At 33.7% G+C, this 16,128-nt stretch carries 15 protein-coding genes; 6 read left to right on the top strand and 9 right to left on the bottom strand.

Annotated elements, in window-relative coordinates; translation table 11 throughout:
- Position 1 precedes the first annotated feature (1 nt).
- Genes tssA through tssG form a run of 6 tightly spaced genes read left to right on the top strand, consistent with a single transcriptional unit; the run spans position 2 to position 6,792 of the window.
- Positions 2–1,534: a type VI secretion system protein TssA gene (tssA, locus tag ACU5DF_RS00535; RefSeq protein WP_446711378.1), complete on the top strand. Its 1,533-nt coding sequence runs from the start codon at positions 2–4 to the stop codon at positions 1,532–1,534.
- A gap of 42 nt (positions 1,535–1,576) precedes the next feature.
- A complete protein-coding gene (tssB, locus tag ACU5DF_RS00540; protein ID WP_446711379.1) occupies positions 1,577–2,083 on the top strand; it encodes a type VI secretion system contractile sheath small subunit in 507 nt (168 codons plus the stop codon).
- An 8-nt stretch (positions 2,084–2,091) separates the two neighbouring features.
- On the top strand, positions 2,092–3,570 hold the full coding sequence (tssC, locus tag ACU5DF_RS00545) for a type VI secretion system contractile sheath large subunit (protein WP_446711380.1): 1,479 nt from the start codon (positions 2,092–2,094) through the stop codon (positions 3,568–3,570).
- Between the two features lie 56 nt (positions 3,571–3,626).
- Complete coding sequence (tssE, locus tag ACU5DF_RS00550) at positions 3,627–4,037, top strand: type VI secretion system baseplate subunit TssE (protein ID WP_446711381.1); 411 nt, start codon at positions 3,627–3,629, stop codon at positions 4,035–4,037.
- An 11-nt stretch (positions 4,038–4,048) separates the two neighbouring features.
- A complete protein-coding gene (gene tssF / locus ACU5DF_RS00555) occupies positions 4,049–5,797 on the top strand; it encodes a type VI secretion system baseplate subunit TssF (protein WP_446711382.1) in 1,749 nt (582 codons plus the stop codon).
- Positions 5,794–6,792, top strand: coding sequence for a type VI secretion system baseplate subunit TssG (gene tssG, locus ACU5DF_RS00560; RefSeq protein WP_446712457.1), 999 nt, complete (start codon positions 5,794–5,796; stop codon positions 6,790–6,792). The genes tssF and tssG overlap by 4 nt, the downstream gene beginning before the upstream one ends.
- Positions 6,793–6,862: 70 nt before the next feature.
- Here tssG and ACU5DF_RS00565 read toward each other — a convergent pair whose 3' ends face one another.
- From ACU5DF_RS00565 to ACU5DF_RS00605, 9 genes are all read right to left on the bottom strand, one after another.
- Positions 6,863–7,312: an Lrp/AsnC family transcriptional regulator gene (locus tag ACU5DF_RS00565; RefSeq protein ID WP_446711383.1), complete on the bottom strand. Its 450-nt coding sequence runs from the start codon at positions 7,310–7,312 to the stop codon at positions 6,863–6,865.
- Positions 7,313–7,331: 19 nt separating this feature from the next.
- The gene (gene tssM, locus ACU5DF_RS00570) at positions 7,332–10,733 is read right to left on the bottom strand and encodes a type VI secretion system membrane subunit TssM (protein WP_446711384.1); all 3,402 of its coding nucleotides are present in this window, start codon (positions 10,731–10,733) and stop codon (positions 7,332–7,334) included.
- Positions 10,734–10,770: 37 nt separating this feature from the next.
- Positions 10,771–11,937 (bottom strand): type VI secretion system ImpA family N-terminal domain-containing protein, encoded by a 1,167-nt coding sequence (locus tag ACU5DF_RS00575; protein WP_446711385.1) that lies wholly within the window; start codon positions 11,935–11,937, stop codon positions 10,771–10,773.
- 396 nt (positions 11,938–12,333) lie between these two features.
- On the bottom strand, positions 12,334–13,167 hold the full coding sequence (locus tag ACU5DF_RS00580; RefSeq protein WP_446711386.1) for a peptidoglycan DD-metalloendopeptidase family protein: 834 nt from the start codon (positions 13,165–13,167) through the stop codon (positions 12,334–12,336).
- Between the two features lie 356 nt (positions 13,168–13,523).
- Positions 13,524–13,976, bottom strand: a complete 453-nt coding sequence (locus ACU5DF_RS00585) for a hypothetical protein (RefSeq protein WP_446711387.1) — start codon at positions 13,974–13,976, stop codon at positions 13,524–13,526.
- A gap of 118 nt (positions 13,977–14,094) precedes the next feature.
- A complete protein-coding gene (locus tag ACU5DF_RS00590) occupies positions 14,095–14,343 on the bottom strand; it encodes a hypothetical protein (RefSeq protein ID WP_446711388.1) in 249 nt (82 codons plus the stop codon).
- Positions 14,310–14,495, bottom strand: a complete 186-nt coding sequence (locus tag ACU5DF_RS00595) for a hypothetical protein (RefSeq protein WP_446711389.1) — start codon at positions 14,493–14,495, stop codon at positions 14,310–14,312. Before ACU5DF_RS00595 ends, ACU5DF_RS00590 begins: the two co-directional genes overlap by 34 nt.
- Before the next feature lie 11 nt (positions 14,496–14,506).
- On the bottom strand, positions 14,507–15,442 hold the full coding sequence (locus ACU5DF_RS00600) for a hypothetical protein (protein WP_446711390.1): 936 nt from the start codon (positions 15,440–15,442) through the stop codon (positions 14,507–14,509).
- A gap of 126 nt (positions 15,443–15,568) precedes the next feature.
- Positions 15,569–16,123, bottom strand: coding sequence for a hypothetical protein (locus ACU5DF_RS00605; protein ID WP_446711391.1), 555 nt, complete (start codon positions 16,121–16,123; stop codon positions 15,569–15,571).
- Positions 16,124–16,128: the final 5 nt, after the last annotated feature.

Here is a 16,128-nt window from a genome sequence, read left to right on the forward strand (position 1 = left end):
TATGCCGAATATAAATATAGAGCCACTGTTAAAACCAATATCTGATAGTTCACCATCAGGAGAAGAGTCAAAGTATGAGTTTTGTTATGAATTAATGGAATTGGAAATAAAAAAATTTGGTTCTTTATTTGGTGAAGTTGTTGACTGGAAAATTGTAGAAACAAACGCAATAGAAGTTTTAACAGTTTATAGTAAAGATCTTAAAGCATTGTGTTATCTAATTCGAGCCTTGATTGAAGATAAAGGTTTTGTTGGTTTAAAAGACGGTTTAAATTTATTAAAACAATATTTAATCTTATTTGGAAGCGAACTTTATCCACGCCGAAATAGAGCTAGAGATGGTGCAATAGAGTGGTTTGTGGCTCAGCTAGAAAGTGTGTTATCTAAACTAAATGTAGAAGACATTAATCGAGATAATCTCAACCTCTATATCCAATTAGTGAATGATATTAATGAGCTTTATCGAGATACCTATCTTGATTCAGAGGTGGATTTTTATGCCATTACTTCAGTACTTAATAGTTTATCTGAGCGAGTTAGTGGCAGTTTTGAGCCTCCGTTGGAGCAGGCCATTAATAAAGTTGACACTGAGGTGGCAGTTTCTCGACCTGTAGTGAACCAACAGAAGTCGATGACAGAAAAAAAATCAGTAGTAGCCGTCAAAAAAAAAGTTGATATTGATACGGACTTTTCTTCACCAAGTGCTTCAAAGCGCACGTTGAAGAAAGTTGCAGAGTTCATGATGCACACAGATATTGGGACGCCACTAGCCTATCGGTTGCAGCGTTATTGTACGTGGTGTGAGGTTGATGAATTACCACCTCATGATAATGATAGCAAAACACCATTGAGTCTTGCAGTCTCACAAGATCAATTAAGTGAGTATAAAGATAAAGCAAAAAAAGAAACGGAATCGGACGTAATTAAAAGGTTAGAGAAAACGCTCACAGATGCACCTTTTTGGATCACAGGGCATTATTTAATGTTCCAAATGTTATCGAACTTAAATCATACCGCTGCAGCAGAAGCTGTGAGACAGGAGACTCAAGATTTTATTTCTCGTTTAGAAGGAATTGAATATCTAACGTTTGCTAATTTGACCCCATTTTCTGATAAAGAGACACTAAAGTGGCTTTCTATTAAGACACAAAATAGTCGGTCAATTTCGCAAAGCCCTGTTGTATATTCAGAAAGCAGCGATCTGGTTGAGGGGGAAATTTCATTAGAAACCCTTGGGGAATACGTATCTCGTATTTCTCAACATTTGGCGGAAGATCCTTCTGGTCGAGGTCAATGGATGCTCCACCTTAAATTAGTTAAAGCTTATCAGTTTATAGGTTTATGCCCCCTTTGCTTACCTTACATTGAAAAAATGCAGGCAATGAAGGAAGAAAATAATCTTATGAATTGGGAACCTAATTTATGTAGTCAGCTTGACTCGTTGGTTAATCAAGTCTTAGGAGATTTGTATCCATCAAAAGAGAGCATGCCTGAAAAGTACCAACAATGGATAGAAATTAATAACCCCAATTAAAATAATTGGAATAAAAAATAATCATAGAAATAAGGATAGATTATGTCACGCGATGGCTCGGTTGCACCTAAAGAGCGAATTAATATCCGTTATGTCCCTGCGACAGGCGATGTACAAGAAGATGTGGAATTACCATTAAGTATGATGGTAGTTGGTGATTTTACTGCTCGTGCAGATGAAACGCCGATTGAAGATCGTACTCCAATTAACATTGATAAAGATAACTTTAATGATGTATTAGAAGGTTACTCTCCTAACATTAAAGTCAATGTTGATAACAATTTAAGTGAAGAAGAAGGGGCTCAACTAGGTGTTGATCTAACGTTTAGTAGTTTGAAGGACTTTTCTCCAGAAGCGATAGCTAAAAGTGTTCCTGAATTGAATGGTCTACTTGAATTGCGTGAAGCTTTAGTTGCACTAAAAGGACCTCTTGGCAATGTTCCGTCATTTCGTAAAAAGATAGCAGCTTTACTTCAAGATGAAGACGCTCGTCAAAAACTATTAACAGAATTAAATATTGATTCTGATAAAGAAGAAAAAGCTGAATAGAGGGTATTATGACAGCAGAAGCACAAGCTCCAGAACAAGAAGCAGCAAGCGTTGAGTCTGTTTCTTTATTAGATAGTATACTTAATGAAACGCGTTTAAAGCCAACAGATGAAGGTTTTGATGTTGCAAAGCGCGGAGTAGAAGCATTTATTAGTGAGTTGCTAACAAATAAGACAGCTGAGAAAGTAGATCAATATTTAGTTGATTTAATGCTTTCAGAAATTGACCAAAAATTGTCGAAACAAGTTGATGCTATTTTGCACAATGAAGAAGTTCAAGCAATTGAATCGACATGGAGAGGCTTGAAATATTTAGTTGATCACACTGATTTCCGTGAGAATATTCAAATTGAACTAATTTCAGCTAAGAAAGATGAAGTATTAGATGATTTTGAAGATGCACCTGAAGTGGTTAAATCTGGTCTATATAAACAGATCTATACTCGTGAATATGGTCAATTTGGTGGTAAACCAATTGGTGCAGTTATTTGTGATTTCCAAATGTCAGCCTCATCACCAGATATTAAGCTAATGGAATACATGGCAAACGTAGGTGCTATGTCTCATGCACCATTTATTACTTCTGCGTCATCTAAGTTCTTTGGGTTAGACAGTTATGAAGAACTGCCAAACTTGCGAGATTTAAAATCGGTATTTGAAGGTGCGCAATACACTAAATGGCGTGGCTTCCGCGAACACGAAGATGCACGTTATGTTGGGCTGTGTACTTCACGAATGATGCTTCGTACTCCATATTCAGTTGAAGATAACCCAATCAAGGCATTTGATTATAATGAACATGTTAAAGATGGTCATGATAATTATCTTTGGGGTAACTCTGCTTATGCAATGGCTTCAAAAATCAGTGAATCTTTTGCAAAATATCGTTGGTGTCCAAACATTATTGGTCCACAAAGTGGCGGAACAGTATTTGATTTACCTGTATATAACTACGAATCTCTGGGGCAAATTGAAACTAAAATCCCAACGGAGATCTTAATTTCAGATCGCCGTGAATATGAACTAGCAGAAGAAGGTTTTATAGCACTTACTATGCGTAAAGGCTCTGATAATGCTGCATTCTTTTCTGCAAACTCTGTTCAAAAACCTAAAGTATTTCCGAATACACCAGAAGGTAAGCAAGCGGAAATGAACTATAAATTGGGAATTCAATTACCTTATATGTTCATTATTAATCGATTAGCTCATTATATTAAAGTGCTACAACGTGAACAAATCGGTTCATGGAAAGAGCGTTCGGATTTAGAAATTGAGCTTAATAAATGGATCCGTCAATATGTATCTGATCAAGAAAATCCACCAGCAGAAGTTCGTGGTCGCCGTCCATTACGAGCAGCAAAAGTAGAAGTATCTGAAGTAGAAGGTGATCCAGGTTGGTACAAAGTATCAATGTCAGTTCGCCCACATTTCAAGTATATGGGAGCAAGTTTTGATTTGTCACTTGTTGGTAAATTAGATCAGAACTAATCTGCTTATCATTTATAGGCGCTCAGTTTTGGGTGCCTATTTTTTAAGAAGTTATTATGGAAAAAGGTTACCGACTGCTTGAGCGAATAGAATTAGGGGAACCTAAGAATTGTTATGAAGAAATTGTTTCGCATAGGCATTTAATCGAATCTATTCATCTTCATCTTGCTGATTTACTAAATACGCATGCAGGAAACGCGATGATTGATCAGGATTATGGATTACCAGATTTTAATGATGTGTTATCTAGTAATCGAAACTTGGTTATAAATATTCGACAGCATATTCGTACATCCATCGAAAAATTTGAACCCCGATTGAAAAGTGTTGAAGTTCACTACTTGCAAGATAGTAATAATGCCTTGCAATTGAGCTTTGCAATCAGTGGGGAGATAACTCATAACGGTAATAAAAAATCAATGTCACTGAGTGTTTTTATGGGCATTGATGGGCAATTTAATGTTTAATGGAGTAAGTGATGAGTAATAGTAAATATTTTCAAGATGAACTTGCCTACCTAAAAGAGTCAGGCAGTGAATTTGCAAAATACAATCCTAAGCTAACTCATTTTTTATCAGAGGGTGCTTATGACCCTGATGTTGAACGTTTATTGGAAGGCTTTGCATTTTTAACTGGTCGAATTCGTGAAAAAATTGATGATGAGCTACCAGAATTAACCCAATCTTTAGTTTCTTTGCTTTGGCCTCACTATATGCGATCTTTGCCTTCAATGTGCATTAGTGAACTAACTTCCCACGTCGGTAGCGTGACAGAAAAAACCCTTGTTAAACGCGGGGTAGAAATGGCAAGCGGAGAAGTTGAAGGTACACAATGTCTATTCCGAACTTGTTATGACGTTGCCCTATATCCATTAAAAATTAAGAAAATAGAACAAAATAATAGTAGAACTAATTCATTAGTACATTTAACCATTACTGTAAATAATGGACTGGAGCTTTCTAGGATTAAACTAGATACGCTGCGTTTTCATTTACATGGAGAGCAGCATATTACACGCAGCTTATATTTATGGTTATTTCGTTATTTGGAATATATTGAATTAGATGTTGGTGGTGGGCATAAGCACAAGTTAAGACCTGATCAAGTTGTTCCGGTTGGTTTTAATGATAATGAAGGTTTATTGCCTTACAGTAAAAACTCTTTTTCTGGCTACCGTTTACTGCAAGAATATTTTTCTTTACCTGATAAATTTATGTTTTTTGATCTTAAAGGACTTGAGTGGTTAAGTGGCATACCTCAAAGAAGTACGGTAAAGATTTCTTTTGCTTTTTCTCGTGCATTGCCATCAGAAGTCATGGTCAAAAATAAACACTTTAAATTGCATTGCACTCCGAGTGTTAATCTATTTGAAAAAGATGGCGATCCTATTCGACTAGACTACCAGCTTAATGATTATAAAGTTCGTCCTCAAAGTTCAAATCAAGCGCATTATGAAGTTTATTCTGTAGAAGAAGTTGAAAGTTGGAGTAAAGCCGAGCGCTGTCGTAAAAAAATTATTGAATTTGAATCGTTTGAGCATCAAATTAACCAGAAAGATAAGCGAGATTTTTACAAAACAAAAGTGAGTGAACGTATTAATGGCCGTGGTCTTGAACGTTACATTTCATTTCATTCTCATAATAATAACGTTTCAGAGCTTGGTTCTGAAACAGTACTAATGAAACTGATTTGTAGTAATTCCAATTTGGCAGAACGTTTATCAATTGGAGATATTATTCATACAACATATAAATCCCCAACGTATGCGACTTTTAGCAATATCACAAAGCCAACACAATCAGTTAGTCCGCAAGTTACTGGTGAGCTACAGTGGCAACTCATTGCAAATATGTCATTAAACTATTTATCATTAGCAAATATTGATGTATTAAAAGTATTACTTTCAACATATGACTTTCATTCTCGTGTAGATAGACAAGCACATAGAGCATCAATACATCGATTAGATGGGATAAAATCAGTAGCGATGACACCAACAGATCGTATTTTTAGAGGCGTTGCAGTTCGTGGGGTTAAATTTAAAATTGGGATGGATTCATCGTACTTTGTTAATGAAGGGGACATGTTTCTATTGGCCAGTATTATAAATGAATTTATTCGTTTATATTCCAGTATTAATTCATTTACAGAGCTAGAGGTTCTTGATGAGAGTCGTGGTGAAATATATGAATGGCCAAGTATCAGTGGGCAGCAGACCATTTTATGATTCAATATATTATTAGTAAATCTTGTGACTACAGCTTTTTTCAAGCAGTATCTCTATTAGAAAAACATTATCAAAATATTCAAGGGCTTGAATATAATGCAATTGGAGAAAATCAATATGCTAAACATGAATATATCCAGTTTAGTGTCTCTCCAAAATTAAGTTTCCCCAAAAGCGATATTGAATATATATCTGAGCTAGAAAGGAACGGTGTTGTTTATACTCAAGTAGAAGTTAATTTCATGGGACTTCACGGGGTAAGTTCGCCGTTGCCGGTTTCATATACAGAAAAATTGGCAGGACGAGATCCTGATGATAATCCAGTAAAAGATTTTTTTAATTTTTTTCATCATCGATATATCAGTATGTTATATCAAGTATGGAAAAAATATCGTTATCATATTCAATATAAAAGTGATGCTAAAGATCCTTTTTCAGGCAGATTATTACACCTTGTTGGTTTATCGAGTGTGATTCAAGAAAGTAATGAAATTGATCTTGATAGAGCGAAGTTGCTTTCTTATGTCAGTCAATTATCAACTCGAACACGTTCACCAAAACTTATTTCAGGTATTGTTTCGCATTATTTCTCATTACCAAATGTTTATATAGAAGAATGGGTATATCGACGTATTAATATAGCATCATCGCAAAGAAATAGCTTAAATAGAAAAAATTGCCAACTTGGTGGAGACTTTCACCTAGGTAAAACTATGGGAGACTTAACGGGTAAATTTAATTTATGTATTGATGGAATAGATTTTGATACTTATATAGATTTTTTACCAGGTAAAACACTAAATGAAACATTAATTGGATTAATGAAATTTATCTTATGTGATCCTATTGCGTGGGACTTGAAATTAACTGTGAAAAATCAAACATTGCCTATAAATAAATTAGGCAGTGGTCAGGGTAATGAGTTAGGACAAACATTTTGGTTAGGGAAAGCAAAAGGAGATGAAACAGAAATTAAAATTGTAGGCAGTAATTAAGATATAGAAAGCAAGCAATAAGTTGCCGCTTAATGCCGCTTTCCATATTAATTAAATATTAGTGGATAATCTATCGACAAACAGGCTGATGTAAAACGATAGTATTTTTTAAGTCTTTAATGCCCGATATTGCTTCAATTTCATTACATAAATAATGAATACGATGTAAATCGGGCGCTTCAACGAGGGATATAATGTCATATGTTCCCCCAACAATACTTGTCATTTTAACTTCAGGGATCTCTTTTAATCCTTCAGATACATCATCTTTTCTCCCTCTCTCACATGAGATAAGTAAATAACATGATGCATGATTCTCGTTACTGCTAGCTCGTATTTGCGCGGTATAGCCTTTGATTATTCCTGTTTTCTCAAGTCTATTCATACGCTCAGTAACCGCAGTACGTGATAATCCAACGTTACGTGATAAGTTTGCTATAGACTCTCTCCCATTGGATAGTAGGTTGGATATTATCCTACGGTCTAATTTATCTAAGCCTTGTAAATTCATGTTTGACATGTTGATCCCTGCCTTTTATCTATTTGTTTTTATTTATTATTTCTGGTAAATCAAAATTTGATAGTTCTGCAAAATTAAATGGATTATTTTGCGTTAACGGAGTAAATAAAATACTAATCTCACGCCCAGACACATTAATGTGACTTATTAAACTCGTATTTGTAACATCAGATAATGTAGATTCACTAAGTAATCGATAAATAGCCCATTGACCGTTTTTAGATAAAGAGTGTTCTTTTCCCTCACTTGTTACGTCTTGTAATGTAACTCTTACTTCAAAGTCACCACTTTTAGGGGGCCATTGAAACGCTTGTACTTTGCTTGGCCCATGATAATAATCCATTATATTTTCACCAATATTAATGCTTGCTCGTATTGCACTTGAATCAAGATCAACAACTTTGGCACTAAATGGAATATAAAATTTATTCGTATCTTGGTTAATCATAGTGTTACGAATTGTTTTATATTTTTTTAATTGAGCAATAAATTGTGGAGATAGAGACATTACTTGGCCATCGACACGTTTTGGTACCCATAAATTAATGTCATAAAAAGGCGCTAGGGTTTCTTGAATGAAATAATCAAGAGTACCGCCAGTAGCAAATAAATTTTCAAAATCCTTTAAAGAAATCTCTTCACTTGCAGACACATCAAAAGGATAGCGATTTAACCCCATATCACGGAATACACTATATACCTCACTGTGCCAGCGAGCCTGTATTCCTTTACTTGCTTCAACCACCACCACCGACCAAGCTTCGTTCACAATATCAAGCAGCCAACTACGAACGGGTTCTGGAGATTTTTGAGCAATTTTTTTAAGTTGAACAAGCGGATCTATATCAGCTCTAGTCATTCTTTTTCGAGCAGCTTCTAATGCTGCTTGATGTAAGTTTTGTGAATCAGAAATATCTTTTATATAAATTCTTACTTGATTAAGAGCGGTAGTAATTTCATCCCACGGAGTAGGGGCGTTTTTTGTCTCACTAATTTGCAATTGATTAAGAGTTAAAAAAACCTGTTCTACACGTGACATTAACACATGATCAGGCTCAACCACTTTCTCAACTACTTTACTTGCAGTGTCTATTGCACCTTGTAATTCTTTTTTTACATTTGTTAATGTCGATATATCAACATTTGGAGAAAACTTTGTATTTTCATACAGTTGTTTTAAAATTACTGTCATCGGTGACGATGGACTTGATGCTAAACTAATTGCACTATTAAGCTCATAAATATTAGAATAATGTTTAACTTTTAATTCGTTTAAAGCATTACGCCAATAATCAATATAATTATCAGTGTATTTATCACGAACGGTATCCTTGAATTTTTTTTGTTCTTCATCAGTTGGAATAATATTTTGAGATAAACCCAATACCCAGTTATCTGCTATTATACGGTTTGATAAAAGATCGATATTCGGACGATAAAATGAAGTAAATCCTGAAGCAGTATATACTTTACTTATTTTTAAACTTTTATTATCAGTTGGATCTTTGAAAATATTATTGAAATCAAATCCAACGACTCTTTGAAGATCAAGAGTACCTAATTCATTACTTTTTGCTTGATCTAGCATTTGCAAATAAACTAAATTTACGTGTGATTGTTCGAGCAACTTACGACGGGTTGTTCTAACTAAATCCATTTTTATACTAATAGGCGAAAACTGTGTTCTAAAGTAAGCGTCTAGGTAATCCATTGTTTGACTAATAGTAACATCGTCATTACTTAGCTGATTAAGTACAGCGGATGTCTGCTGTTTTAGATAGGGTATATCACGTTTACTTGGGTCATTCAGCATCAGGTAACCTTTCAATAGAGGTAGCGACACAGATACATTACTTTGATTTTTCACTAATAAAGTATGGTAGCCATCCGCAATTATAGGCATTAGTGAACTATTGATTTGCCCGATTAAAGCGTTGTAAGCAATTTTAGTTGTGGGTTCTAGTCGGCTTACTTTCATCGTTAATATTTCATTATTTAAAGCATCGTTCCCATTAGACCAAGCTGAATAGGTCGCTTCAATTGTTCGCTGTGCATTAATAAGCTTGTTTGTGTAATCTTTTTGATTTTTTAGATCCGTATTGGTTGTTTCAACTTGAATCAGCTGGTTAATCACACGTAGGTTACTGTCTAAAGCTTGAAATAAAAAGTAAGCCCCACCAGAAAGGACAATGACTGAAGCCGCAAGAGTTAAGTGACTATATTGCTGAATTCGTCTTAAATAATGTTGATTCTCCGTTGAAAAATCAGCTTCAGGTAAGATTTTTGCGTCAATTAAAAAAGAGGTAAAATAGGGAGTTTCTGTTAATTGACTGTGCTCAGATGCAATAATGGGTAAATTAAAATAATTACTACAGCTTTTTGCTAATAAATTATATTTTCTACCGCCTTGTAAACTAGAAGTAAAAAATACTTCACGAATATCAATAGAGTAGGTGCCTTGATTAAGTTCATTTAAACGTTCGATAATGCGAGAAATCTCTGACTGACATAATTCAAATTGTTTAGGGAAAGCAAGAATAGCTTGTTTCTCATTGTCATTATTTGTGTGTGATGAAGAATCAAGGGCATTAGATTCCATTACCTTAACTATATTCTTATAACTGTCGATGAAGTAACTTAACACTGTGCCTTTTGCATCTTTTAAAGGTATAGCTAAAAATTCGATACTTGATTTTAAAGGGCTAAAACTTACATATTCTTTAAAGCCTTCTAGCTTATCTAGTTTTGTCATTACAAGATAAAAGGGCAATGTCGCGCCAGTCACTTCTCTGACTGATTCTAGACGTTGTAATAATGCACTTAAGGTGTAATTTGTATACTCATCATCTTGAACAATTAAAAATTCAAAATCTATAAAGAATAAACAACCAGCAAAAGGCTTACGAGGCTTATGACGAATGACTTCTTTTATTAAAGCTTGCCATAAAAAATCATGCTCACTAGAGCCTTCTTGAAAAGTTAATCTATGATTTGGCTTAATATAAACCGCAGAGTTAGACTCTGACCACTCGAAAAAATCATTTTTAACATCATTAAGTTTATCAATTGGCTTGATAGCATTAGAGACGCTTAAGAATTGGCTCTTACCTGCATTTTTATTGCCTAAGACAAGATATATAGGCTTTTTACCTGATTTATGTAATAAAGGTCTTAAAACCATAGCTAATGTATCTTCTTCAGTTTCAATGTCTTGATCGCTTTTGTGTTTACGTCTTTTAAGATAAAGCGTTAAATTGAAGACAGTATAAAGTAAGGTTACAGTACCTAGCATTCCCCACAATAAGCGAATGTCAGCATCTTTAAACCATAAAAAATACGTCCCTACTAATAAAAGAGCGATAAGCGCTGATACAAATGTAGAGAAAATAAAAGGTGTCCTAGTCAAAAATTTCTTAATCATAATGTTATATTTTTATATTATATTGAGGTAAGCCAAACTATGGTTGAATTTCTTGTTTCACGAGATTTAGTCTATGCTGATAAACATTTAACAAATATTGAGTTTGATTTAGTTCATCGACTGAATTTTCTTTTTCTGCATACTCTAATCTCCCTAAAAGTGGGAACAGTGAGTTGCTGTAATTATAGGCCTTGTCGATATGTTTGTTTGAAGCGTCATCTTTTACATTAGCAAAGACGGTTCGTGCTCTCTTAAATTGCTGATTTAAAAGATAATATTCATTATTAAAGACGCTAAGTTGCTGCGTAAACTCAGTTTCTAGTTTTTTTGCTGTTGCAGAGTCTGGGTATAATGTCTTTAAGTGCTGAACTAATTCACTTAATTTATCAATATTATTGACTTTTAGAGGCGTTATTTCCCACCCTTTTACAAAATCTTGAGTGCGTTGGATTAACTCATTTTTAATGGATTGCTTAAATTTTGTGTCTTTATTTTCAATAGTTGAAAATACTTCATTAATGGAAGCAATATCTGATTGTTGTATTTTTAAAATATAGACTCTTGTCTGGTTATCGTTATAGAAAAAATGTCCAAAAAGCAGGCATATAATAAAAATAAATGCAGATAAAATAATCAAAAATGGTTTGGTATTACTATTTTTCTCTTCTGTTTTATTTTTAGTCACCGCCGTCGTTATTAGTTTTTGATGAACTGATGAGTTATTATTCTCACTTTTTTCTTGATTATAACTACAGTCACGAGTCGTTTTATTTTCTTTATCTTCTAATGCTTGACGTTGAGCTTGAATTTCTTCAATCCATTGTGAAAAAATACGTCTTATAGCACCAAGAGAGGGGGCTTTATTTCCGTAATGCGTACGAAGCTCCTCCTCAATTTTTAATGTAAGTTTATGACCTGTCTCGATTAAAGGTAGATCTGAAGGCGATATTTTCAGCAGCTTTTGTTTTTGAACTGCATGCTCTGTAAGCCAATCAAGAGCGCTCATTCGGGCTGTTGTCTTACTTACATCTGGGAATCCTGAGTACCAATAGATAACACAAAGGTCATGCAATGAATTTAAGCCATTAACTAATCCTTTTAAACCATCAATATGCGTACCTGAAACGGTATAATAGCAGGCACATCTAATATCCTTACTTTCAGTTTCTAAGATATTTTTAGACAGTGTAAAAACTTTTTCCAAGAAACTTTAGAGGTAACGGTACTTAGTTTATTTATTTCTCGTTTTATATCAGAAAAATCATCCAGAAAATTAGGATTAGTCCCAGCAGGAGATTCTTTTGATATAGGGCGTCGTGAAAAATCAGAAAAACTCATAGTTATTATAACCTAGCGTGTATTTAGCTTATTTAAAAAAGCTAATATATAATATGTCGAATTGTACGCATATATTTGATAATTCCTATATTAAATTAGAATATTTAATATATATTACCCTCTAAATGTGATCTTTGTTCAAACATATTTATTGACTTTATATTATCTGAGTTAATTATCATCAATTATTAACTTAGTAAAGACAGATATAATATTTTGTTATTTGTTATTATTTTTATATCAATATATACACAAATTTTCATTAAATTGGCTTATTCGGTTGTAAATTATAGAAATTTTTCGGTTTACCTTTAATGAGGTATTCAAAATGTAAATGAGGGCCTGTTGTTCGTCCTGTATTACCACTATGAGCAATTATTTCTCCTTTGTAGACATAAGTTCCTTTATTTACTTTTCTGTCATTAAGATGAAGGTAGCGAGTTATAACGTTATTATCGTGACGGATCACAATATAATTACCAGCAATAGGGTGGTATCGAGAAGCTAATATAATTCCCTTGGCTATGGTTCTAACAGGAGTACCGACAGGTGTGGCATAATCTGTCCCTAAATGAGGCTTTATTACCCCTAGTACAGGATGCTTTCTTTTCGTTGAAAAATGAGAGCTAATGGCGTATTGACCTGAAACAGGCAATATTTTTTTGCTTGAAGAAAGGTTTGCTCCGTCATTCGTATAGTATCGACCGTCCTTATCTTTTTGAATTATAGTGGTTTTATTCTTTGTAGTATAGGTTAACTGTTCAATGCTTTTATCTAATTCGTTCAAGATTATAGTAAAGGTTGTCCCACTTTTTATTCCTGTCATTAAGTTTATATTTTGCTGAATGGAGCTAGTGAAAGTGAATATTTGTTCGCTAGTCAATCCTGAACTTAAAGCAGCACTGAAGAAAGATGTTTCAATGATACCTGAAATTGTCCTTTTATAGCTGTGATTCTTTTTTAAGAGAGGCTGAGAATTAGGATGAATATTCGTTATATCTTCTTTGACTGGTAAACTTGAAACATAAAAAAGAGATAAACCTATAAATAGAAAGGTTAAATTGAGACCTATAAAAGTAAAATACCTGATTTGCATAATAAAAGAACAGTAAGTCAGTTAATTAGTTATTCTACCGTATTTATGATGAATAATAAATGTACTGAATTTAGTTATAAAAGGTGTGGTTTTAGGTTTTTTTTATAAAAAATGTAGAAGTGATTAGTTAATTTGACGGTTTGGTATTATATAGTGACTTATTAGTTAGTTATTATGACTGTTGTAGTTTTGGTAAATAAAATCTTTTTTATCGGGGGGAATTCTATTTTTGTGAGAAACATTTAGATGTTTGATCTCCTTATCAACTTCCCACGAGTGATATGCAGTTAATGGATAGCACTCATGGTAAAGGGGAGGCGTGTTTTTAAAGTAAATCTATCTCTATCGATAAAATGTTATTTCGGGATCCTAAACTCAATATCAGCAATAGAAGGGGTGCTTAGGCGCTTAAGGAAATCATGGTGGATAACTAAAACATCTAAATGATCGTGCACTTTTAGAAGAGCGGGTTGCTCATCTTTTAAAGGGCTGAAATCAAGCTGTGTGATGTCGATGTTTTCACCTTCTTCTATTGTTTGAATCGTCGAAACGGAACGTTGTGGACGCAGCAGTGAAAACCCTCGAAACAGTTTCTGTTGTTTTGCGGTGAAATACCCAGCCTCTAGTACCTCTAGCTGATCGCTCTTTTTGACATCAACGAGATCGGTACGCAGGAAGATCCTTGGTTGCAGTAAGAAAAAATCAAGGATTAAATCTGGCTCAACACCGATGAACTTATGACCTAAATGTTGCTTAATTGGAAACTGATCAAGCTCTGCTTTCGATAATATTTGATATGGGATAGACATTGTTCTAAATTCCCTCGTAGGTGGTTTCATCGGTGATCAGAATATGATGAGGGATCAGCTCTAATCCTTTTATTCTAAAAAAGTGCAATTCTTCTTGCGGTATTTTCTGGATAACATCTTAAGATAACACGATTTTTTCAAAGCAGTACCCATATTCAGCGTCGCCATCTTCAATGATGGAAGCATTCATATCAATTAAGTTGTGCTCAATCTCTGAATCTAACCGATAATAAGGCAGTGAAACATTATCTGTAAATTGCAGCTCAATAGGGGTGATATGAAGCCCTTTAGGGTCGATCTTTTGAAACGCCTCGGCAATCGCTGGGTTAACAATTAAGCATCTAAATCGTAAAAGCTTTTTGCGCATGAAATGGGTAATTCACTGGTTTTATAGCGAATAGGGCGATCAACCGAAAGGTGAGTACCATCAACTAATGTTGGCCCCATATCATCTTCTTCAATAAGCAGACCTGGCATCCAATCGTAATCTTCATTAATAAAATGCAGTTGTGTTTTCATGATTCTTCCTTTTATTGTGATTGATCATTAGATAATATCGTTACTAGATCTGGCTGATTTAATTTTTTAAATATACTAATTAGCCCATCGGTATTCACATCACTGTTTTTAAGATCAACCAAGACATCCATATAGAGGGATTTTTCATCATCAGTATCGACGTCATCAAGTAATTCTTCCCAAAAGTTTTCAGAATTAATACACCCTGATTCAAACTCTGGAGTATAAAAATATTTTGCAGCCGCAGGGGCACAGATCAAACAATCAAAATATAAATAATTCCACTCCTCACTACCTATATTAACATCTACTTTATTTGATTTAATGAGTTTTGAAATGATATATATTTGATCTGGATCGTCACTAAAAGGACCAAATCTTTCTGATGTTATAACTCCTTCTAATGACTCATTTATTGTTTCGTTGGGTAGTTCAAAGTTATTCATTATATAATCGACCATATCTTTTTGACCAAAGGTACAGCTATATACAAATATCAAATCCCAGTCACTTTCTATTTCTGCTTCATGCAGTAGTTTAATGAACTCTACATTTTCACCTTTACACATATAGTATATGTGTTCACTATCAGTAAATTCTAGCTCTAAATCTAAATCATTTTTTTTGGGGTGGTTAAATATTTTACTTAATATATGTTTAGATGCCTCATTTATACCTGAACTAATAGAAGAATCTAATGCCATATCATGTAATTTATCTATTATACTTTCTGTTGTATTATCTACTACATTTTCTGTTATGTCATCAGTAATTAAACTGTTGCAGATGAATTTAATAATTCCCGTATCATTAGTATTAATCAACTTGCGAATAACACTTTCACTGTTTATTATTTTTTTTATTTCATCTATATTGTTTTCTTCGATTAAACTTTTAACTTCTTCTATTTTAACTTTAAGTTTTTGATCTTCAATTTCTCTGTTCATATAGATTTCCTTTATTTATTTTTTATAATTTAAGCTCGGATGATACAACAAATCCAATAAGCAGGTCTGGCATCCAATCGTAATCTTCATTAATAAAATGCAGTTGTGTTTTCATGACTCTTCCTTTTATTGTGATTGATCATTAGATAAGATCGTTACTAGATCTGGCTGATTTAATTTTTTAAATATACTAATTAGCCCATCGGTATTCACATCACTGTTTTTAAGATCAACCAAGGCATCCATATAGATAGATTTTTTTTCAGTCTTGATATCATCAAGTAACTCTTCCCAAAAGCCTTCGGAATTAATACATCTTGATTCAAATTCTTGAGTATAAAAATATTTTGCAGCCGCAGGGACATAAGAAAAGCAATCAAGATATAAATAATTCCAATAAGGCCCTTCAATATTGATATCTACTTTATTTGATTTAATGAGTTTTGAAATGATATATATTTGATCTGGATCGTCACTAAAAGGACCAAATCTTTCTGATGTTATAACTCCTTCTAATGACTCATTTATTGTTTCGTTGGGTAGTTCAAAGTTATTCATTATATAATCAACCATGTCTCTTTGACCAAAGGTACAGCTATATACAAATATCAAATCCCAGTCACTTTCTATTTCTGCTTCATGCAGTAGTTTAATTAACTCTACATTTTCACCTTGACACATATGGT

The organism is Aliivibrio wodanis (assembly GCF_052920805.1).